Origin of the sequence: Citrobacter freundii complex sp. CFNIH9, assembly GCF_002903305.1 — a bacterium.
GTDB classification, from domain to species: domain Bacteria; phylum Pseudomonadota; class Gammaproteobacteria; order Enterobacterales; family Enterobacteriaceae; genus Citrobacter; species Citrobacter portucalensis.
Window position 1 is genome coordinate 12,242 of sequence record NZ_CP026242.1, and the last position, 19,677, is coordinate 31,918.

Sequence of the window (19,677 nt, forward strand, 5' to 3'; positions counted from 1 at the left end):
ATACACCGCTTCAGAATGGATCGCCGTAATCTTACATTGTAGGACTTTTCTTCCAGCTACCAATTTGTTCATGAATCTGTCTTTCAATTCTTTCCACGTGAGCATATAGCTCAGTGTAACCAGGCAGATTTTTGCCAATATCACCTTCCCACTGACGCGTTAGCAGGCTGACTTTATCTTTAAGCGTGGATAGCTGATTGAGTTGCTTTTTGGCAATCACAATCTCTTCCGAGTATAAATTTTTCTTAGCCATAACAGTACCATACTTCATAAAATTTAACTTAGGTAACGACGGCTATCTTTTAACACAATTCATCAGTATTGCAACATCTAAGTACATTTTAATCATATGCAAATTATGGATTGGCCAGTATCCAGCACTGTCCCCGTGATGTATTCATGTTAGCATATCTCCCGCTGCGCTTACTTACCTTTGGAAAGTTACTTTTTTCCGAAGCACCTGCTAATAAGATACCGTCATAGTGTTATGCATAAAGTTATATTTATTGTTCAGTATGATTTATCTATTTCCATACTGAACTTTTAGCTTAATGTTGCTCACTTAGCTTCGGGCTCTGATGACGTAACGCTTTACACCTTCAGGCGGTTCGGGCCAATCTGAATTTTCTCGGGACTGATAATTACGGTTTCTGTATTTGATAAATGCCTCAGCCTGCTCGATATTATCCAGCCTATACTGAAGGAATTTAAATGCGTCATGAGGCATATTCCCTGTAAGATCTTCAGCAGTATATGAATCACCCGTCACATCATACCAGTGACAAAGTACCACTTTCTTACCGTCTGCATCATAGATCGCGTTAAAATAATCACTCTCAAATTCATAGACATTGACGGGTTGATAACCGTCTCCGGGCTCCTGCCTTGTGACTTCATTAAAATTTGGTAGGCCATCATCATCCAGCAAATCCGGCGTCAGATAAACTTTATCATTCCGACTGACCATTGCCATGTGACATGCCCATTGATCATTCAGCATTGTCGGGAATTCCTTTAAATCACCGGCATGCCAGTTAACAATCTCTTCTGGCCGTTTGACAACAAACCGCTCCAGTTTCTTTGCCTTTCCTTCAAGCAACACAAACCTCAGACCTGAGTTTTTCTCTGCCATCGACAGGACCCTTGCTCGCGCTTTATCCGGGCATTCATACCAACTGGTATACAACTCCAGCAACAGCTCCCGTGTGTCATCATCCCCTGCCCGGGCATACATCCATTGCTCCGTTGAGCATGTCCCTAATGCAATTAGCTGTAATGAGTTTCGTGACTTAATCAAGCCAACCGGGAGGAACATATCCGGGGTTGTTACGTATTCCGCGCCAGAGTTGGAGTTGCATGCAATATAAGCATCTCCCCACATCTCAAAAAGATCGCTATATTCCTCATGTCCCGACTTGCCCATGGCCCCTTTCAGTAATTCCGCACCTTTTTCGCACATTTCAAATAGCTTTTGTTTTTCGGCCCACGAACTGAATACCGGTTTCATGGAGTACCATTTCCTAGACTGCTCCTCATCTTCCCAAAGGGTAATTTCGGATGCCGAACGCTCCGGCATAGAGACCCAGGATCTGCTGGTTTCCCGAATGTTTCGTTTTCCGGTTGCATAGACAACACGATGGACCCACGCATGAGCTTCAAGTCTGTTATCACACTCATAGGGTTTAGGCGCGATAAACGCGACGTAATTCCCTGACGAGTTGACCCCGGCCCGAAGCAGTTGCGATCCGGACGCAGTTACCTGCTCCTGAATGACCGATGCCATTTCGCTTGCACCCTGAGTGAGCCTGTAAAGTTGATTCAGCAGGGCCTGGCGCCCTTTTTCGAAACGCATTCCATCATCAAGCGAAACGCCACGGTTACCGGTCTTCCATGAAGCAATGCACTGATGAATCAGTTCATGAATGTTCACCGGCAGGCGCAACCCCGAATCCTGCATTGCAGTCAGCAGATATTGCCGGTGCGGCAATTCTCTTTCACGTTCCTGCTCCAGGAATTTGATTGCGGCCTTAAAAAATCGAATGTAAAAAAGGTGGTTACTCCGGAATTTGCGCTGCTGGATAAAACGGTTCAGTTCCTCCGGGCCCACTGCATCCAGGCACAGATATGCAAGCTCTGCTTCTCCCCGGCGCCACGGCCTGTAGCCAGAAACGTTTACCTTACAGTTAAACATCTTATCTGTTCTGTAGCGCTTCACCGCCACATCAACTGCCAGACTATCTCCCTGACGATACACAACCGCAGCAGAGACATTATTCTCTGGTTCAGCGATGAAGGAGTACCCTGAATAGCTGCTGTCCTCTTTGACGGCACCAGGTGCTGTTCTGGGGGTCATAAGCTCACGCCAGTTGCAGAGCAGCCGCGAGCCCGGTTGCATATAGGAGTTTTTTTCACTAATAAATTCATCGAGCGTCTGCGAGTCTGGTGATGCCAGCAGCCCTGTGCCGTCTTCATCGTGCAGAAAATGGAAGTACCGCTCCTGGAAGCTCAGATTCAGGAAATTAGCCTTTTCATGCTTGGGATAGAACTGACCAAAGAGAGCCAGCCGCTGGTCAAGACCAAACAGCATGATAAGCAGACGTCGGTAATGCAGAGCCATCAGGTCATGGGATTTGAGACGATCGGTATAGGCCACATCTTCAAATTTGATGGTGGTACCGTCAAACCCACGAAAGTGGCCCTGCTGCTCATCTTCAGACGGAAATAACCGTGATGCTCCAAGATGGCTTTCCACCGGGGAATAGATTTGTTTGATGTTTTGCCCGTTGCGGACCATCAGAAACACGATGCTGTTCTTTTCATTGTATTCTGAATTCGCCCAGGTATCACCATAGTCAATAAATCTGCGGGTGGTTACCATGACGAGTACACATCGCTCAGTCGGAAAAATTTGCTCCACCAGCCCAGGGTTATCTTTTAGCGCCTTGTGGAATGCGGAAAGACTCCTGAAATCAAAGTGTTCGTCGATGTCACACCAGGCTGAAAGTTCCTCATCCACTACGAGCTTCTTCTGACACAGCGTCAGCGGAATGCTGCTGTCAGCTGGCTCGCCTTCAGCAATATCGACTACCGTCACGTTTTTGCCGACGAATAATTCCAGCGTGAGAACACCGGCCTGAATTTTGTTAGCCTGCTCAATGCCCTCCTGCGTTCCGGCCAACTTGGCAGCGGCCAGCTCCGCATAATACGGATGCATTTTCTCCAGCGCCCGGGTAATAGCACCGGTACGCGACGTAATAATGTTAGCTACGGCACCGGCAATCTTCCCTTCCCGTTCCGCGACTTTCGCCATCAGAGAAACCTGAGCTTCGGAAATTCCCTGAGAAAGGGCATTCTGCACCGTACCCAGCGCCATGGTAACTGCGGCATCTTCTGCATTTCTGACGACCGGAAGCATTCTGTCGTCTGACTCGCCCCCCCTTTTACTGGCCTCTTCGTCTTCGATCCTTTTCATAGCCAGTTCCCGGAGATCTGAGGGATTTTTCAGTGTTTCGGTGAGACGCATTTGCAGGTCAGCAACCTCGTCCTGAATGCCTTTGAGCTCTGACTGACGGATCGATTCATGGTCGGGCTGATATTCAAACAAGGCGAGAAAATCGGCCGTCAGAAACCGATGTTCATTCAGTTTCTTGTCTTTCGTTGATTTTGAGCCGTTCTCAGCAACGACTTCAACGTTTACCCATTCCCCGTAGTGCCGAGGGTGGGCACGAAGGATGACGGTATGCAGATTGTCATCCACGTACCGCAACGAGTTGATGAGGAGTGTATCCCCGGCCGCAATCGCCTCTGCCGGAATATCGACGAGGGCGGACCAGTATTGCCCCGCCAGCAGAGAATGAAAACGTTCAAGGCGATCAATGTTAGTTTTGCTGACCAGGCCACCCATTCACTATACCCTCCGAATTTGTTTGTTATAAGCATCATACCAGATTGGATTGTCAGCCAAATAACCTGAAGTACGGGAAGAGGTAAAATAATTAAAATTGAGCCTGTCCAATTTATCAGTTTTGAACATGTGGATTAAACCTTCGTTAATTAAATCATCGGGGAATGACTTCATATATTACATAGGAAGGAGTTGAATAGCCCATTAAGTCATATATTTTAGAGACAGAAGCTTAACGGGCGAAATATTTTTTTACAGTCAACCAACGTCAGATCATTTTTTGGACTGAACGATTTCCCAGTATCTCTCGTTAACACTGGTTTCACAGCGAGAAGGTATGTCAGACGGGGATCTTGATCGAGTAACAAATGCCTCGATTACATTTTTCCCTTCATCTGACACTTCGGCATCAGGTAATCTTCTAAGAGTCTCGTTTAGTATCTTAGTAGCCCCATCTCTCATCTTAACTGGATTAGTTTCTCCGAGAAGTTCACCACACATTTTTGAAACAGCTGTTGCGTGCCCAAAGACAGGTACTGGATCACTTTTTTTATTCTGTGTTTCGCTGGCATGAACAGAAAATACCAGTGAAAATATTCCTGCCAATACGATGCATTTAATTTTCATTTGTTTCTCCATGACTATCACCAAGTTAAAAACATAATTTTTATACCACAATATTTTCTCAACCATAAACAGCTATTTCTGGTTGTGGATCATAATTATTTCATCCCGGCGTTAAACTGACGCCGGGAACAGAATCCGGCCGGAATTTTCAAGGCATAGATAAATTGTTATCACGCCAATATTGATGCATGCCTGCAACCCATTGTTTCGAGATTGCCGACATCGTCTCTGCCAGGACACGCATACATTCAGGTGTGAATAACCGGACTGGCTCCCCCAAATCGTCACTCACAGTGATGATGTGCTCCAGGATGTTCCCGTGACATAAATTGTGACGAACCCTCACGATTTCCGCATAGGGCCTTTTCGGGGCACCTTCAGCAATCTTGGTCAGCAGATCCTGCTCCTCGGGAAACGCCAGCAGCGTCACCGGCATACCAGCCATGTGCGCCCTTCTCATTAGGGCATTACTGAGTGTGGCCATATCACTTAAATCCACCAGCGTTGCGGCTGGCTGCGAATGCGCCTGTGACTCCATCAGTTCAAGCGTCACCCTCAGTGAGGTTTCAATCCCGTTCAGGAAAGTTGTACAGGCAGCCAACCACAATTCAGCGTGAGTTGCCCGGGTAGCCTGGTCAAAAAAACAATCAATAACGGCTGTCGTGCTGTACGGCCAGTATGCTTCCAGGTCCCGTAACTGTGCCATGTGCTTCTCTAACGCCTCTGCAACCTCTACATCTACATCTACCGGATCGAAATCGTCGGTATCGATAGTCATAGGTAAATCCTGTTGTCAGTATCGTGAATGAAAATCCGCTGAACCATATCATACCCTTACATAAAATATGGCTTAGCGCCATTATATCTTTCCTAAATGCAGCGCCAGAGAGAACAGTTGCTAAACGCCAAATGAATCAGAACAACTGTTCCACGAACAGCCAGGTTGTGGGCCACAATTAGTTGACCACGGCATGGATAACAAGATGCAGTGTAAGACTGCGAGATCTTCATGGTCCAATCCAATTCTGACATGCTTTGAGTCACCCTCGTCAGATGATAAAATATGGAAAATTTATCTAATTCAAAAAGGGCTGCTTGTGGATAATTCATTTCGTGCAGAAATAAAGGTTCTTTCCGTTTTCGACTTTGATGGAACTCTTACCCGACATGACAGCTTTATCCCCTTTTTGCGCTTTGCCTTCGGTAACAGTGTCTTCACCCGCCGGTTGGTTAAACTCGCTCTTCCTACCCTGCGGTGTTTGAGTCGCAAACTAACTCGTGATGAACTCAAAGAAATTTTAATATCAACGTTTCTCACTGGTATCGAGGAAAAGTGGGTCAAGGAGAAAGCTGAAGCCTATTGCAACCTTTATTGGGGGCGTCTGATGAGAGCATCAGGCCTATTGGCCGTGGCAACGGAAGTTTCTAACAATGTTGAGGTGACACTCTGCTCAGCCTCACCGAGGCTTGTACTTGCTCCGTTTGCTGAACGACTGGGGATCAAGCTCATCGGTACAGAGCTGGAAAGCGTTAATGGTATCCTGACCGGGCGCATTACAGGGCACAATTGTCGTTGCATACAGAAAATTAACCGGCTGGAGTCTATTTACGGACCATTAGATCAGTATCATCTTCGAGCCTGGGGGGACACTCGGGGCGATTATGAATTGCTGGCAGCCGCCAAAGATGCCCACTGGCGGCACTTCCATCCTCGTTGGGACAGAAAAAAAGCTTTTATACACCGCTTAAAAAAGGAGTCGTTCAGGGTCTAAAATCGCACAACATGAACGTTTTAAATAATATACCGGGGCTAGCTTTCACAGTTGTCCATGACCAGTGTTTGGCCGTTGATACCTTTAAGACCCAGCTGGCTGGGTCTCTCGCCAGAGCCCTCTAATTAAGCTTTATCAGGAAGCAAGTTAAAGGATATTTAACCTTTTTGTTTCATCTATCCACGGTCTAAATTCTTCCAGTAAGTTATCGTATAATTTTTCATCGCTGATAGAGCCGAAGTCATCCATTGCAAAGAAATGGGTGTTATCAACGCGGCGGTCTGTAAAATCATCCAGGTTTTTCAGGATTCCGTAGCTAGATCCACCGAGGCCGACAAATTTCCAGAAGATCGGGAAGTTGGCTGAGCGCCGGATAGCATTCTTAATTGCTCCGGTCTTGCTTATCCCGCCATCGGTAATAAACACTATGTAAACCGGGATTTTTGAGTCTTTGAAGTAGTCGACAATTTCTTCCATTACCGGTGGTTCATTGTTAGTCCCACCAAGCCCCGGCAAATTTTCCCAGGCTGAACGCTTTCCGGATCCACGGATGGTCTGAATGTAATCGTCAAGGTTATCCAGAGTGACATTTGGATACTTCTTATGCTTCTCTCCAAAGCCCCAGACATCCATTTCGCCATCGTCATCGAACTGGGCGGCAAGGACGGCGATGCGATCCAGCACGGACTGAACGTTACCCTTACTGAACTGGCCACTCATTGAGCCGGACGCGTCAAGAACAAACGCAACTGCTGCCTCCAGGGTTTCCAGTTTATTTTTAGTGAGGCTGACTGAGGCCTTTTTAGCGAGACTTACAAGTCGCGGAGATTTTGTTTCGAGCTTCTTTTCCAGACTGATACGAGCAGGTTGTGCTGGCTGCGGAGCTGTCTGTGCAACATCAACACCATAACTCATCGCCAGGGGCTCAAGCCCACCGTTGAAACCGAGGCCAAGCGCCCGTAGCTTCCAACTGCCGTTATGGCGATACACCTCCGCCACGATAATAGCTTTCTCGCTGCGCCCTGCTGTTTCGGGATCAAACGATGCAATACCGGAGGCCTGCAAATTCAGATTCTGCAAGCCTGTAATAGTATCGCTTCCGTCTATCACGAGGGTTATGGCGATTTTCTGAACAGCCGAGGAAACGCGGTTAAGATCAATATGTACGCTTGATTGCTGCGTCCCTGCCGTCAGTTTTAAAGCCCCCTCCGGTGAACTCAGGTTATTGAAAAAGATGAAATCGTTATCACCGCTCACCTTACCTTGTGCGTTGAGCATGAAAACGCAGGTGTCGGGTTCGCCGTTAAAACCGGGACGTACCGGGTATCGCAAATTAAGAGTGACTGATGATGAAGATAGAAGGATATTTTGACCTGACTGTAATTGCATGACTCTGTTCCTTGTTTAGTAACCGTAGTCTCTGCCACCCTTTACCCGGGTTCTGGCCTGAAGTGCTGAAATACACTCATCGCGCTTTTGCTTGTTCGAAAAGTTGATGCGTCGGGATCCGAAATCACCATGGATATAGAAGTTGACACCTTTCTCGCGTGTGATATTCGATATTTTTCGAATCTCAATGCTGTCTTGCTCACCCATCCTGCTCAGAAACTTGAGACGAAGCCAGTCACCCAATCCCATATTGCCTAAATCTGCTGGAAGAATTATCGTTCTGTCATTGTCGTTAAAAATTATACCGAAATATTCTATGGCGATGCGTTCCGCCATTTTTTTCATTGGCCAGATCATTACAAGTGGATAGAGAACGAACATAACTCTTGCTATATAATGTGATATTTCTGGCGATACAAATTTGACGGGAAGCGCACTGAGTTGCAGAACGAGCACTGCTGAAACCACAATAACTGCGATAGAGGCACTTAACGTTTTAAAAATGACGCCAATATCATATACACGTTGAATGTTGGGGATAGCTGAATATTTTCTTTTTAGCTTTCGGTAGAAAAACATCCCGAATATCAGAAACGGCAGGAACACAAAAAAAGCCACAATAAAAAGTAGTATTACTGCTGAACCATCATCTTTTTTCTTTGCCATGTGCTAACACCTATAAAAAACCCCGGTGACAGCACCGGGGTTGAGTTTATTTTTATTATTAAATATTCACGCCGTGCTGGGTTGCCAGTGCAGATAACCCGCCAGCAAAGCCCTGGCCGACAGCTTTAAACTTCCATTCAGCGCCATGGCGGTACAGTTCGCCAAAGACCATTGCAGTTTCGGTTGAGGCGTCTTCAGACAGATCGAAACGAGCAATTTCCGCGCCGTTGTCGTTGTTGTAAACGCGCATGAAGCTGTTGCTCACCATGCCGAAGTTTTGTTTACGCGCTTCTGCATCATAGATGGTAACGGCAAACACCAGTTTTTTGATGTCTGCTGAGACTTTGGTCAGATCAATTTTGACCTGCTCATCGTCGCCGTCGCCTTCACCAGTACGGTTGTCGCCCTGGTGCTCTACTGCGCCATCAGGGCTGGTTTTATTATTGAAGAAAATGAAATGGGCATCTGACAGCACTTTACCGTCTTCACCTACTGCGAATACGGAAGCGTCAAGGTCAAAACCCTGACCATCGGTTACACGGGCATCCCAGCCCAGACCAACCATAGCGACATTCATGGTTGGTGCTTCTTTGGTCAGAGATACGTTGCCGCCTTTTACGAGAGAAACTGCCATTTTTAGCTCCTGCAAACAGTTGAATGAGGCTGAATTAACAGCCCCGGATATGAAAAGTTACTTTTCGATCAGGACGCGTTAATGCCGTACTGAGCACATACAGATGCCAGACCACCAGCATAACCCTGGCCTACTGCGCGGAATTTCCACTCACCATTGTGGCGATACAGCTCGCCAAACAGCATGGCGGTTTCAGTGGACGCATCTTCGGTCAGATCGTAGCGAGCGACTTCAGTCTGGTTATCGTCATTAACCAGACGAATAAACGCACCGGATACCTGACCAAAGCTCTGGCGACGAGCCTGAGCATCGTGGATGGTCACAACGAAGATGATCTTGTCAACTTCAGACGGGACGGCGTCCAGTTTAATTTTCAGCGATTCATCATCACCATCGCCCTCACCGGTGCGGTTATCGCCGGTGTGCGTTACGGAACCGTCGGATGACGTCAGGTTGTTATAGAAGATGAAATCTGAATCGCCGCGCACTTTGCCGTTTGAGGCCAGCAGGAATGCTGAAGCATCCAGGTCAAAGTCCTGACCGTCTGTTGAACGCGCATCCCAGCCAAGGCCCACCAGGACGTTTTTCATTGACGGAGCTGCTTTACTCAGGGAGACGTTCCCGCCTTTGGAAAGAGAAACACTCATAAAATAACCTCTTCGATTAGTAATTGTTCAGGTTAACACTTAAGGGGATTAACTCCCCTTTTCCTCAGATTCAGGTTTGCCCGGGAACATGACGCTTGCGAGAATGCCCAGCGCCAGTACACCCAGTACAACATACAGGCTGGTTGTAGCCGCAATGCTGTAACCATGATGCCAGATGTGATCGGTCGCATTCAGGCCGAGTTTTGCCGCGATGAAGAACAGCAGCACGATAACGGCCTTCTCCAGATGAACCAGGTACTGTTTCAGTGCCTCAAGGACAAAATACAGAGTACGCAGGCCCAGGATAGCAAACATCATGGCACTATAGACGATAAGCGGTTCACGACTGACGGCAATGATTGCCGGTACCGAGTCAAACGCGAACATTACGTCCGAGAGTTCAACCACAGCCACACACAGGAACAGCGGGGTCGCATATAGCGCCGCTTTTTTACCACGGCCAATGGTGACATCGCTGTTTTCTGGTTTCGCCAGTTCGGCATCCACTTCCTTCTGGTTAAGCAGGAAGGCATGCCCTCTGAGCTTCGGCCAGATAGGGAAGAAGCGTTTAACCATGCGGTAAGCCAGATGCTGGGAGTAATCCTCAATTTCATCATCGTCATCACCGCTTTTAAGCATCATGACCGCCGTCCAGGCAACGATAATAGCGAAGACAACTTCAACGTACGGCCCCAGACTCAGCAGGCTCGTACCGATGGCGACAAAGATGCCCCTGAAGACAATGGCACCAATGATCCCCCAGTAGAGAACACGGTGGCGATAACGATCCGGAACGGCGAACCAGGAGAAGATGGCCATCATGACGAACAGGTTGTCGACCGACAGCACTTTCTCCAGCGCATAACCCGTGACAAACAGACTGGCAACCTCAGCACCGTGGTGGATATAGAGGAAACCGGCAAATGCCATCGCAACCACAACCCAGAATACGGACCAGAGCGCCGCACTCTTAAGCGAGATTGGCTTGTCATCACGGTGCATAAACAGGTCAATAAAGATGGCACCGACTGAAAGCGCAATAAAAACAATGACCGTTTCAGTCGGGAAGCCGATGTGTGTGGAAACCATATTTTACCCTTAGGGATGTGGATCAGAGGCCAAATTCAGCCGGGTCGAAGCCCAACGCGATAGCGATCTCGCGGGAGGCCAGTTTCTCGTCCTGATCGAAGTTACCGTCACTTTTTGCAACGGCAATACCAACACGTAAGGCCAGCTGAGCGGCCTCAGGCTGATCTTTCAACGCCAGGATGTATTTCATGGTTTCGCCCTTGCCGATTTCAACATCGAAATCGAAGCTTGAAACCAGTTTATTGAAGAACTCGATCACCTCATTGGTATCGAATACCTTCAGCTCTTCTGAAGAGCGAAGAAAGCCCATCATTTTCTGCTTTTCTTCCGAACTCACGCCGTCACTCGATACGGCAATACGGGCACATACAGCAACGGTGCCGTGCATAAATTTTTTGTTTTTGAAACGACCAACCTGGCGGGTCAGTTCGTCCCGGCCAGAGTTAATGGCACCTTTTACCTTGTCGAAAAAGCTCATACCTGTTTCCTTTGACGCCCTTCTAAGAGTCAAGCTGTTATCGGGATACTGTTGATCCGCCTGTTTTGATTGCGCAGTAACGTGTAAACTTCGCGGGAGATATATCGCTTTAGACAGCGTATCGCTTCCATTTTTGTATGTCCTTCGGCTACACGCCTGGCGACATATTCCTTTGTTTTTGCGTCAGTTCGTAAGCGTCCGATGGCGATGATGTGAAGTGCACTATTTGCAGCACGATCTCCACCACGATTAAGTCGGTAACGGTTCGTTTTTCCAGAAGAAACGGGGACCGGGCTGACACCACACAGTGCCGCAAATCCTGATTCTGATCTTAACCGTTGAGGATTGTCTCCGGCAGTGATCAGCAACTGTGAAGCGCTTTCGTATCCGATAGCATTACGTTTAATCAGCTCAGGTGCCAACTCGTCGACAATTGCCGCAATCATGACATCCAGATCAGCGATTTCGTCATGTAACTCGAGATAGCGTCGGGCAAGGGACTTTAATGAAATGCGATAAACGTTGGTTACATTGCGGTATTCACTGGCATCAGGTCTCCAGGAACCCAGGGTCCTGATGAGCTGCATGCGCGTCATATTTCTGAGCTGTTCACGTAATTCATCCGGGGCAGAGATAATATTTGAATGGATAATCTGGAGAGCGACTCTGCGGGCTGATATTGCTGTTTTTCGGCAAGTTTTTAATACCCGCAGGGACTCAATCATGCCATCACGCGTTTTGGGAGTAACTGTCCTGATGCCTGAGAATGCTGCATGAGCGGCACATTCAGCATCAATTGTGTCACTTTTACCCCGTTTGCGTCGCTCCATCCGGTCTGGAGCAGTCACCTCAAGAACTTCTAACCCGGCGTTCTGAAAATAACGAAGCAAACCGGAACCATAGGTACCTGTGCACTCAACACCAATTCGCTTTAATGTCCCAAACGAGGTCATCCATGCCAGCATCTGCCGGTAACCTTGTCGTGTTGTGGAGAAATACTGAGTCCCAAGGACTTTATTGTTCTGATCTACGACAGCGGCAACGTGCAAATCTTTATGTGTATCCACGCCACCCACAACGGCAGCTTCGGTAACTTTATCAACCATGACAGAGCTCCTGTGAGGAAACAGAGTTGAATCTCCAGACAGATAACCCGGACAGGACAGTAACGAGACAAGCCGTCAGGCCCTTCTTGAGTCACGCGCATCGGTGAGGAGATGCCTCGCATGAAGGCGCTTCCGGCAACCGACGGGTCCAGGGCAGGACACAAAAGGTCGATCGCTGTGTGAGTCAGGATGCGGGAAGGTCTTCACTGCATCAGTAATCACACCAATCTGGTTAAACGGCAAACTAAGTGGTGGTAAAGACTGACATCGGCATTATTACTGTTGCTGTGTTATTTAGAACCGGCGCTCCAGCGAAATCCCCAGCCAAATGCCCGGTCCATTTCGTCCTGGCCTTTGAAGTACTGGTTGATACGCTCGACTTTAATCGCGCCGTTTTCATTTACGAGTCTGGCAATGGCGCACAATGTGCGACGGTTTTCACCTTCGGTGAGGCGGGTCTCAATGGGAGGCTGATCCGGCACATGAATGGTGACCACACCATCAGTCTTGTCCCAGCTGGGAATACCTTCATAAATAAAGGCGTAAATCAGCACTTCACGGATATGCTTCCATTCCCGGCCATTGATATGCAGCCACTCGCCGTCTGATACATCACCCGTCCGGTCATCTCCCTTGAGCTGAACATACGGTTCATCGCGATAATCACCGAATGCATTACCGAGCGCCTGAATGACCGATTTATACCCGTCCTGAAGCTCAACAAAGGCCCCCAGATCCAGGTCGATTCCTTTGGAGCCGAACATGCCTGCAAAGCCGGATTTGCCGCTGCCCCGGTGCCAGTTCAGGTTGATCCGGATTTCACCGAAGTTATCCCGTTTGGTCAGGCTGATTGCAGGCTTCTCTTTTGTCAGCGATACCTTGCTCAGGCTGATTTTTGTCTCAACTGGCGGAGGGGTTACAACCGGAGGAGTCGGGGCTGCGGGAGCAGGTTCGTCGGCAATATTTACGCCGAAATGCTCTGCCAGCGGTTTAAGTCCACCGTTGAACCCCTGCGCAACAAAGCGGAATTTCCAGTCATTATTACGACGGTAAAATTCACCCAGAATTAAGGCTGCTTCCTGACGGCCGCTCAGTTCGACACTGCCGCTAACCAGGCCGGTAGCCCCTTGCTCCACGTCGATGGAAAGATTACGAAGACCGGACACCGTCTGCCCACCGTCACAGGTCACGGTGAACGCAATTTTTTGGACATCAGGTTTCAGCCGGTTGAGCGCGACAGTAAAGGTTGAGTACTGGCCTTCACTGACCAGGCTGACGGTACCATCATCGTTACGTGGCTGACCATAGAACACCATGTCCGCATCACCCTGCACCTTCCCGTCGGCATACAGGCGAAACGCCGAAGCATCCACCTGGCCGCCCGAGGTGATCCGGACCCGCAACTCCTGGGCTGGAACGGGGGCATTGCCCCCCGGCGTCAGGTTCATTAGCGGATAACCGCTGAAACGATATCGGAGTGCATATCGTCAATTGTGCGGCCGCGACAGGCATGGCCAAGGGCGGTAAAGTCCCAGTTGCCGTTATTACGGTGCAGCGAAGAAATAACGATCCCGGTATGTGAGCCCTGCTCAGTCAGCTTGTAGCGAGCCAGCTCTTTGCCGGTTTGATCGACAACGCGGCAGAACGCGTTTTCGACGTCATTGAACGACTGACCACGGAAGCTGTTTACCGTAAACGCCAGGTATTCAACGTTTGCAGGCAGTCGGGAGAGGTTGACCTTAATCACTTCATCGTCACCGTCACCCTCACCGGTCAGGTTATCGCCACTGTGCACAACAGCGCCGCAGGTGGATTCCAGTTTGCGGAACCAGATGGTGTCAATTGTTTTACCGGTGCTGTCCATTAATACGCAGCCAGCATCGAGATCGATTGAGTCGTTGCCTCCAAACAATCCTCCAAGAAGACCTTTTTTCTTAACCGGATCCCAACCGAGACCGAAATGAAGCTGGCTTAATGCAGATGATTCTTTGCTGAGTGATACCGTCTGGTTCTTAACTAATGAAACCATGTTCTATTCCTTAAAATAGTAATGACCGAGACAATCAAAGGGTTGTTTATTAACTGACGAAGAAAATCATATCATGATGAAGTTCTCTGACAAGGGAAATTTTGGTAGTTTTCTGTAAAAACATAAAAAAGAAAACCTTTTCAGGGTGTTAATTTTCTATGTTTAATTTAAATATCAATACTTTATCTGGAATCCAAAAAATACTGACTCACTTCATAACCACAGAAGTTATTAATCATATTATGATTGACATGTAGCTTAGACACTCATAGACTCACTTCTCAATCATAAATTTGCATGACGTTCCGGATAATTAAAAAAAATGAACAAGAAAATTTGGTTTATGGAAGGTTTATCCTCCCAGCGAGATATTATTCAGGGGGTAAAATCATTTGCACAAAAAAATAATTTTGCCATTACCGTTTTTGCCTCCCACCGTAACGAAAGAAATGAAATCCTTTCCGTTGCCGATTATTCTTTGACTGAACCTGAAGATCCTCAAAAACGTCTCCAGTTTATTCAGGAAACCATTCAGACCTACGGCATCCACCATATTCATACTGGCCGTAACAGCCAGTGGTTTGAAGAACACCGTTCAGCCATTGAATCGACCGGTGCCACCCTTACTACCGGTGCAACGAGCGTCGACTGGTTAACTCTGGCTGACGAAAAAGTTACTTTTGCTCAGTTTATGGAGCAAAAGGGACTCCCGGTTGTACCATCCTGGAGGGTGAATACGCTGGCAGAATTAAAGACACACCTCGCGTCCCCGCCGTTCACTGACAGCCCGGTATGCGTGAAGCCGGTGACGGGTATCTATGGCATGGGATTCTGGCGCTTTGATGACAGTGCTTCGCCTATGGCCGTCTTTAATCATCCCGAACATCGTCTGGTCAGTCCGCAACAGTATATTGCAGCAGCATCAGCTGCTGAGTCGTTTAAACCCCTTGTTTTGATGCCGTACCTGCCAGGCCCGGAATTTTCCGTCGATATCCTCGCGGATAAGGGCGAAATACTCGCAGCCGTGGGACGCCGTAAGGAAGGGGCTATCCAGTATCTGGTAAACGAAGGTAGCGCCTGGGAACTGGCGTGTGACTGCGCCCGGGTTATGAAGGCCGACGGGCTGGTGAATGTTCAGACGCGAAACGATGTGAATGGCAACCCGGTGCTGCTTGAAACCAACATGCGTCCGTCAGGGGGGGTGGGTTATACCCTTCACAGCGGGGTGAACCTTCCTGGGTTATTTGCTGCCTTTAAGCTCGGTCTGATGTCTGAAGATATGGTGCGCCAGAGCGCTAAAAACACCTTTTCTCCGGTTGCGGTGAGAGCCATTACGGATGTAATTGCATACCCGGAATCACTCTCTAACCTTTTGAATTAAGGCGTGTTTATGTCTGATAACCTCGAAGATATGATTTATCGCCGTACCCTCTCATGCGGTACGATTCAGGTAATCCGCGATCAGGGTGAAGTTTCGCTCGATGACCTGTTTGATATCGCTGAAAGACGTAACCCGAAACGCGCCTTTCTGTTTGTCAGCAAAGTACTCGGCAGGCACATTCCCGTGCCACCCTCAGTCATGCGGCAGGCCTACAGACAGCTTGCCAGCCAGTTCCCCTCAACGCTGACAGGGCCCGTACTGTTTATCGGTATGGCTGAAACCGCCGTTGGGCTTGGGGCCGGTGTGTTTGATGAAGTGCGCCACCAGCATCGTGAATCTGTATATCTGACCTCTACCCGTCACCCGGTTGATGGCACGTTGCTTTGCGAGTTCAAGGAAGAACACAGCCACGCCACTGATCATCTGATCTATCTGCCAGATGATGAAGAGAAAAGACGTCGTGTTACCAACGCGCGAACGCTGGTTTTGATTGATGACGAGGCAACCACCGGTAATACCTTTATTAACCTGCTTTCTGCCCTGCGTAATACCGGCAAGCTTCAACATATTGAACAGGTTATCGCCGTTACGCTTACCGACTGGAGTGGCAAAGCCTTGTCCGAGCGCAGCACCTTACCCGTCACTTCTGTTTCTCTTGTAAGCGGTCAGTGGGGATGGACCACATTACCAGATGCACCGGTCCCGGACATGCCGAAAGTCAACGTAACTTCACGCGGAGAATGGGACATCCAGGGGAAACAGTCATGGGGTCGACTGGGGATGCTCGCACCTGCGGCCGATCTCGGCCATGAGGTTTCCGTCCGCAAAGGGGAGCGTGTTCTGGTTCTCGGGACAGGGGAATTCGTCTGGGAGCCGTTCCTGCTTGCAGAACGGCTCGAAGCTGCCGGGGCAAAGGCATTTTACGGTTCGACCACCCGCTCCCCTATCGCCGTTGGTTATGCCATTGAGTCCGCCATTTCCTTTACGGATAACTACGGGCTGGGCATCCCCAATTTTGTCTATAACGTCGCCCACCAGCAGTTTGACCGCATTCTTGTGTGTACTGAGACACCCGCAGAAAGTATTGACGCGCAGCTTCTTAAGGCGCTGGCTGAGGTTGCGCCCGTCGTGGAGATTGTTACCTATGAATAAACCCGTTGTTCTGAGCGACCTTGACGACACGCTCTTTCAGACCCGTCGTAAAATGGTGGACGAGCTGGCCCTGGAGCCATTCCGTACCGGTGCCGTTGATCGTACCCTGAATCCACGAAGCTTTATGACGGAAGAACAGTCCATGTTAGTGGACTGGCTTCTGGAGCAGGCTGAACTCATTCCCGTTACCGCACGGGGAACTGAAGAAATCAGCCGCGTACGGATCCCTTTCCACTCCTGGGCAATCACCACGCACGGGGCCGTCATTCTCACGCCTGAAGGCAACCCCGACGAGGAGTGGAAGGCCCATATGCTCGGCCAGCTGGCTCCCTATCAGGAAAAGCTGACATCGATGCAGCGACTGATAACTGAAATGATGGACGCAAAAGGGATTAATGCCTGGGCAAGACTGAACTTCGAATACGGTGAAACGGCGGTTTATATGGTGATGAAACACCGCGACAGCACCCGCCTTGACGAGCTCAATGCCATTGCAGATGAGATAGAAACGGTGTTTCCGACCGAGGGCTTCTACATCCACCGCAACAGTAATAACGTGGCCTGGCTACCCACCCCGGTTGAGAAAGGGCTGGCCGTCAGCTGGCTGCTTGAAAAACTTCGAGCTGAACGCGGCGTTTTCCCCGTAATTGGTCTGGGCGACAGCCTGAGCGATCATCGTTTTATGAAACTGTGCAGCTGGTTTGGCATCCCGCGTCAGAGTCAGTTTGCAGATGCCATTTCACAGCGAATTTTTGGAGAAAATTAAAATGCAGCCACATGAAACATTTACCGGCTCATACCAGCCCGGTGACGTGGAATTTCTGCTAAAGCCGGTTGTCATTGAGATGACGCCGGTTGATCAAAAAGAAGAGCTGATTCAGTCCGGGAAGAAACATTATTCAGACATGCTCAGCCAGGAGCCAGCACCAACACAATGGCATCTTGATTTGTTTCACCGGGCGCTGGATCGGGGCGCAGAGAGGCTTGCAAAAGAAGTCACACAGCTCGCTATTTCTCTGGCCGAACGCTTCGGTGATGAGCCCATTGTACTGGCCAGTCTTGTCAGAGCTGGCGTACCGCTCGGCGTTATGCTGCACCAGGCCCTGCGTGACATGGGGAAAACCTCATGGCATTACGGCATCAGCATCATCCGGGATCGTGGAATTGACGGTGCAGCACTCGACGTCATTGAAGAGCGGCATGGTACCAGCGGTATTGTCTTTGTTGACGGATGGACAGGTAAAGGCGCAATTACCGGAGAGCTTGTACGCGCACTGAAAGATCGCCCGGGCTATCCTGAGCAGCCGCGACTGGTTGTCCTGGCCGATCCCTGTGGCTGTTCCTGGCTTGCAGCAAGTGATGATGACTGGCTCATTCCTTTTGGCATCATGGGTGCGCCGGTATCAGGTCTGATCTCCCGGTCAGTATGGTCCTCTGAAGGATTACATGGGTGCATGGTTTGCGAGCATCTCAGTGAATTCGAATGCAGCCGGATGTTTGTCGATACCGTCGCTCATTTCCGTAAGAAGTTAACACCGACATCCCTCGCTCCCCTGAGCTGGAATACGGAGTCAGCCCGGATCTTATGGCAGACAAGTTGCGACGTTATCGCGTTCCTGGCCGATGAATTTAAAGTGGACAGCGTCAATCGTATTAAACCCGGTATTGCTGAAGCAACCCGGGCTGTATTGCGTCGGGTACCGGACCATATATTTGTGCGTTCTATTGACGACCCGGACGTTGCCTTGCTTGTAGGGCTTGCTCGTGAAAAGGGAATAGTTGTTACAGAAATGGGGGGAACCCTCGGCCAGTATCGGGCTGTAACCATTATCAAGAAGGTACTCTGATGAAAAATCGTCTTTCTCCCTGGAATCTGGGAGCCACGCTATACATGCCTGCAACACGGGAAGATATTGCTGATGCCGTCCTGCATGGGAAAATCCCGGGTTTGCGCTCTCTGGTAATTTGCCTTGAGGATGCTGTCAGTGAAGCAGACATCCCCATCGCCCTCAAAAATCTGGAGCACCTGCTGCACGAGCTCAGTAACAGCATGCGTAGCCTGGGTAAAAATGACTGGCCTCTGGTGTTCATTCGCCCCCGGCATGCCGACATGGGCAGATGGTTAAAAGCGCATTATGATCTTTCCGCTGTCGACGGGTTTGTGTTGCCGAAATTTACCCTCAGTTCGTTAGCTGAATGGTGGGATATCATGGGCGGGACTCACCTGTGCATGATGCCAACGCTGGAAACAGAAGACGTCTTTGACGTGGTTCAGATGCGCGAGCTGGCCACCCGTCTGGTGGAACATCCCTGCCACGACCGCATTATTGCGCTTCGAATCGGCGGCAACGATCTTATGAACGTTGTGTCGCTTCGCCGTCCCCGGGACCTGACGCTGTATGACAGCCCGATGGGCTACGTCATCAAAATGCTCGTTTCGGTCTTCGGCCCGCGTGATTTTGCCCTGACCGCGCCCGTATGTGAGCATATTGACGATCATGCCGTAATGGCCAGAGAGCTGGCTCTTGATATGGCACATGGGCTTGTTGGGAAAACGGCCATTCACCCGGGTCAGATAGAGGTCATTCAAAACGCGCTGATGGTCACTCAGGGTGAGCATTCTGACGCTCTGCGGATCCTGAACTCTACCCAGGCCGTGTTTAAGTCGCAGGGAGCAATGTGTGAACCCGCCACACATCGCCGCTGGGCGGCTGGCATTCTGGACAGAGCTAGTTTTTATGGGTTACAGAACGAGCAAAGCGCTGATGGAATCAGATTACTTACCGTGACCCAGCATCATTAA

Annotated in this window: 20 protein-coding genes; 7 read left to right on the plus strand and 13 right to left on the minus strand. The window is 49.3% G+C overall.

Going from position 1 to position 19,677, the window contains the following annotated elements; translation table 11 throughout:
• Positions 1-31: 31 nt before the first annotated feature.
• Both C2U43_RS27290 and C2U43_RS27295 read right to left on the minus strand, forming a co-directional pair.
• Complete coding sequence (locus C2U43_RS27290; protein WP_032610446.1) at positions 32-253, minus strand: hypothetical protein; 222 nt, start codon at positions 251-253, stop codon at positions 32-34.
• A gap of 309 nt (positions 254-562) precedes the next feature.
• Entirely contained in the window at positions 563-3,757 is a 3,195-nt protein-coding gene (locus C2U43_RS27295) for a hypothetical protein (protein WP_233899724.1), read from the minus strand.
• Between C2U43_RS27295 and C2U43_RS29930 the strand changes: the two genes are divergently transcribed.
• Positions 3,740-3,973, plus strand: coding sequence for a hypothetical protein (locus tag C2U43_RS29930; RefSeq protein ID WP_233899726.1), 234 nt, complete (start codon positions 3,740-3,742; stop codon positions 3,971-3,973). The two genes, C2U43_RS27295 and C2U43_RS29930, sit on opposite strands and share 18 nt — an antisense overlap.
• A 204-nt stretch (positions 3,974-4,177) precedes the next feature.
• Here C2U43_RS29930 and C2U43_RS27300 read toward each other — a convergent pair whose 3' ends face one another.
• Entirely contained in the window at positions 4,178-4,597 is a 420-nt protein-coding gene (locus C2U43_RS27300; protein ID WP_015062971.1) for a hypothetical protein, read from the minus strand.
• 82 nt (positions 4,598-4,679) lie between these two features.
• Complete coding sequence (locus C2U43_RS27305; RefSeq protein ID WP_032610449.1) at positions 4,680-5,309, minus strand: hypothetical protein; 630 nt, start codon at positions 5,307-5,309, stop codon at positions 4,680-4,682.
• Between the two features lie 313 nt (positions 5,310-5,622).
• On the opposite strand from C2U43_RS27305, the gene C2U43_RS27310 reads away from it, so the two are divergent.
• Positions 5,623-6,303 carry an HAD family hydrolase gene (locus C2U43_RS27310; RefSeq protein ID WP_032610522.1) on the plus strand — a complete coding sequence of 227 codons (681 nt, stop codon included), beginning with the start codon at positions 5,623-5,625 and terminating at the stop codon, positions 6,301-6,303.
• Positions 6,304-6,450: 147 nt separating this feature from the next.
• On the opposite strand, the gene C2U43_RS27315 is transcribed toward C2U43_RS27310, so the two are convergent.
• From C2U43_RS27315 to C2U43_RS27365, 9 genes are all read right to left on the minus strand, one after another.
• Entirely contained in the window at positions 6,451-7,692 is a 1,242-nt protein-coding gene (locus C2U43_RS27315) for a vWA domain-containing protein (protein ID WP_015062974.1), read from the minus strand.
• 15 nt (positions 7,693-7,707) lie between these two features.
• Entirely contained in the window at positions 7,708-8,358 is a 651-nt protein-coding gene (locus C2U43_RS27320) for a hypothetical protein (protein WP_032610453.1), read from the minus strand.
• A gap of 58 nt (positions 8,359-8,416) precedes the next feature.
• Positions 8,417-8,992 (minus strand): TerD family protein, encoded by a 576-nt coding sequence (locus tag C2U43_RS27325; protein WP_015062975.1) that lies wholly within the window; start codon positions 8,990-8,992, stop codon positions 8,417-8,419.
• A gap of 68 nt (positions 8,993-9,060) precedes the next feature.
• Positions 9,061-9,639 carry a tellurium resistance membrane protein TerD gene (terD, locus tag C2U43_RS27330; protein ID WP_000116680.1) on the minus strand — a complete coding sequence of 193 codons (579 nt, stop codon included), beginning with the start codon at positions 9,637-9,639 and terminating at the stop codon, positions 9,061-9,063.
• A 48-nt stretch (positions 9,640-9,687) separates the two neighbouring features.
• Positions 9,688-10,728, minus strand: a complete 1,041-nt coding sequence (gene terC, locus C2U43_RS27335) for a tellurium resistance membrane protein TerC (protein ID WP_000255079.1) — start codon at positions 10,726-10,728, stop codon at positions 9,688-9,690.
• Positions 10,729-10,750: 22 nt separating this feature from the next.
• Complete coding sequence (locus C2U43_RS27340) at positions 10,751-11,206, minus strand: tellurite resistance TerB family protein (RefSeq protein ID WP_000007448.1); 456 nt, start codon at positions 11,204-11,206, stop codon at positions 10,751-10,753.
• Between the two features lie 29 nt (positions 11,207-11,235).
• The gene (locus tag C2U43_RS27345) at positions 11,236-12,312 is read right to left on the minus strand and encodes an IS110 family transposase (protein ID WP_000227969.1); all 1,077 of its coding nucleotides are present in this window, start codon (positions 12,310-12,312) and stop codon (positions 11,236-11,238) included.
• Positions 12,313-12,602: 290 nt separating this feature from the next.
• Positions 12,603-13,760, minus strand: a complete 1,158-nt coding sequence (locus C2U43_RS27360; RefSeq protein ID WP_040113326.1) for a TerD family protein — start codon at positions 13,758-13,760, stop codon at positions 12,603-12,605.
• The gene (locus C2U43_RS27365; protein ID WP_040113325.1) at positions 13,760-14,341 is read right to left on the minus strand and encodes a TerD family protein; all 582 of its coding nucleotides are present in this window, start codon (positions 14,339-14,341) and stop codon (positions 13,760-13,762) included. The genes C2U43_RS27360 and C2U43_RS27365 overlap by 1 nt, the downstream gene beginning before the upstream one ends.
• A gap of 322 nt (positions 14,342-14,663) precedes the next feature.
• Between C2U43_RS27365 and C2U43_RS27370 the strand changes: the two genes are divergently transcribed.
• From C2U43_RS27370 to C2U43_RS27390, 5 genes are read left to right on the plus strand one after another with little or no spacing between them, the layout of a single operon-like run.
• Positions 14,664-15,722 (plus strand): ATP-grasp domain-containing protein, encoded by a 1,059-nt coding sequence (locus tag C2U43_RS27370; protein ID WP_040113324.1) that lies wholly within the window; start codon positions 14,664-14,666, stop codon positions 15,720-15,722.
• A gap of 9 nt (positions 15,723-15,731) precedes the next feature.
• Entirely contained in the window at positions 15,732-16,874 is a 1,143-nt protein-coding gene (locus C2U43_RS27375) for a phosphoribosyltransferase domain-containing protein (protein WP_001282603.1), read from the plus strand.
• Positions 16,867-17,640, plus strand: coding sequence for a hypothetical protein (locus C2U43_RS27380; protein WP_001040062.1), 774 nt, complete (start codon positions 16,867-16,869; stop codon positions 17,638-17,640). The genes C2U43_RS27375 and C2U43_RS27380 overlap by 8 nt, the downstream gene beginning before the upstream one ends.
• 1 nt (position 17,641) lies before the next feature.
• Positions 17,642-18,721 carry a cysteine protease StiP family protein gene (locus C2U43_RS27385; protein ID WP_040113323.1) on the plus strand — a complete coding sequence of 360 codons (1,080 nt, stop codon included), beginning with the start codon at positions 17,642-17,644 and terminating at the stop codon, positions 18,719-18,721.
• Positions 18,721-19,677, plus strand: coding sequence for an HpcH/HpaI aldolase/citrate lyase family protein (locus C2U43_RS27390; protein WP_040113322.1), 957 nt, complete (start codon positions 18,721-18,723; stop codon positions 19,675-19,677). Before C2U43_RS27385 ends, C2U43_RS27390 begins: the two co-directional genes overlap by 1 nt.

Bases quoted from the DNA above. Each gene is read 5' to 3' on its own strand.
- C2U43_RS27390 (WP_040113322.1), top strand. From the start codon at position 18,721: ATGAAAAATCGTCTTTCTCCCTGGAATCTGGGAGCCACGCTATACATG.
- terC (WP_000255079.1), bottom strand. From the start codon at position 10,728: ATGGTTTCCACACACATCGGCTTCCCGACTGAAACGGTCATTGTTTTT.
- C2U43_RS27300 (WP_015062971.1), bottom strand. From the start codon at position 4,597: ATGGTTGAGAAAATATTGTGGTATAAAAATTATGTTTTTAACTTGGTG.
- C2U43_RS27380 (WP_001040062.1), top strand. From the start codon at position 16,867: ATGAATAAACCCGTTGTTCTGAGCGACCTTGACGACACGCTCTTTCAG.
- C2U43_RS27375 (WP_001282603.1), top strand. From the start codon at position 15,732: ATGTCTGATAACCTCGAAGATATGATTTATCGCCGTACCCTCTCATGC.
- C2U43_RS27340 (WP_000007448.1), bottom strand. From the start codon at position 11,206: ATGAGCTTTTTCGACAAGGTAAAAGGTGCCATTAACTCTGGCCGGGAC.
- C2U43_RS27320 (WP_032610453.1), bottom strand. From the start codon at position 8,358: ATGGCAAAGAAAAAAGATGATGGTTCAGCAGTAATACTACTTTTTATT.
- C2U43_RS27370 (WP_040113324.1), top strand. From the start codon at position 14,664: ATGAACAAGAAAATTTGGTTTATGGAAGGTTTATCCTCCCAGCGAGAT.
- C2U43_RS29930 (WP_233899726.1), top strand. From the start codon at position 3,740: ATGCAGATTGTCATCCACGTACCGCAACGAGTTGATGAGGAGTGTATC.
- C2U43_RS27315 (WP_015062974.1), bottom strand. From the start codon at position 7,692: ATGCAATTACAGTCAGGTCAAAATATCCTTCTATCTTCATCATCAGTC.
- C2U43_RS27360 (WP_040113326.1), bottom strand. From the start codon at position 13,760: ATGAACCTGACGCCGGGGGGCAATGCCCCCGTTCCAGCCCAGGAGTTG.
- C2U43_RS27345 (WP_000227969.1), bottom strand. From the start codon at position 12,312: ATGGTTGATAAAGTTACCGAAGCTGCCGTTGTGGGTGGCGTGGATACA.
- C2U43_RS27290 (WP_032610446.1), bottom strand. From the start codon at position 253: ATGGCTAAGAAAAATTTATACTCGGAAGAGATTGTGATTGCCAAAAAG.
- C2U43_RS27305 (WP_032610449.1), bottom strand. From the start codon at position 5,309: ATGACTATCGATACCGACGATTTCGATCCGGTAGATGTAGATGTAGAG.
- C2U43_RS27325 (WP_015062975.1), bottom strand. From the start codon at position 8,992: ATGGCAGTTTCTCTCGTAAAAGGCGGCAACGTATCTCTGACCAAAGAA.
- C2U43_RS27365 (WP_040113325.1), bottom strand. From the start codon at position 14,341: ATGGTTTCATTAGTTAAGAACCAGACGGTATCACTCAGCAAAGAATCA.
- C2U43_RS27385 (WP_040113323.1), top strand. From the start codon at position 17,642: ATGCAGCCACATGAAACATTTACCGGCTCATACCAGCCCGGTGACGTG.
- terD (WP_000116680.1), bottom strand. From the start codon at position 9,639: ATGAGTGTTTCTCTTTCCAAAGGCGGGAACGTCTCCCTGAGTAAAGCA.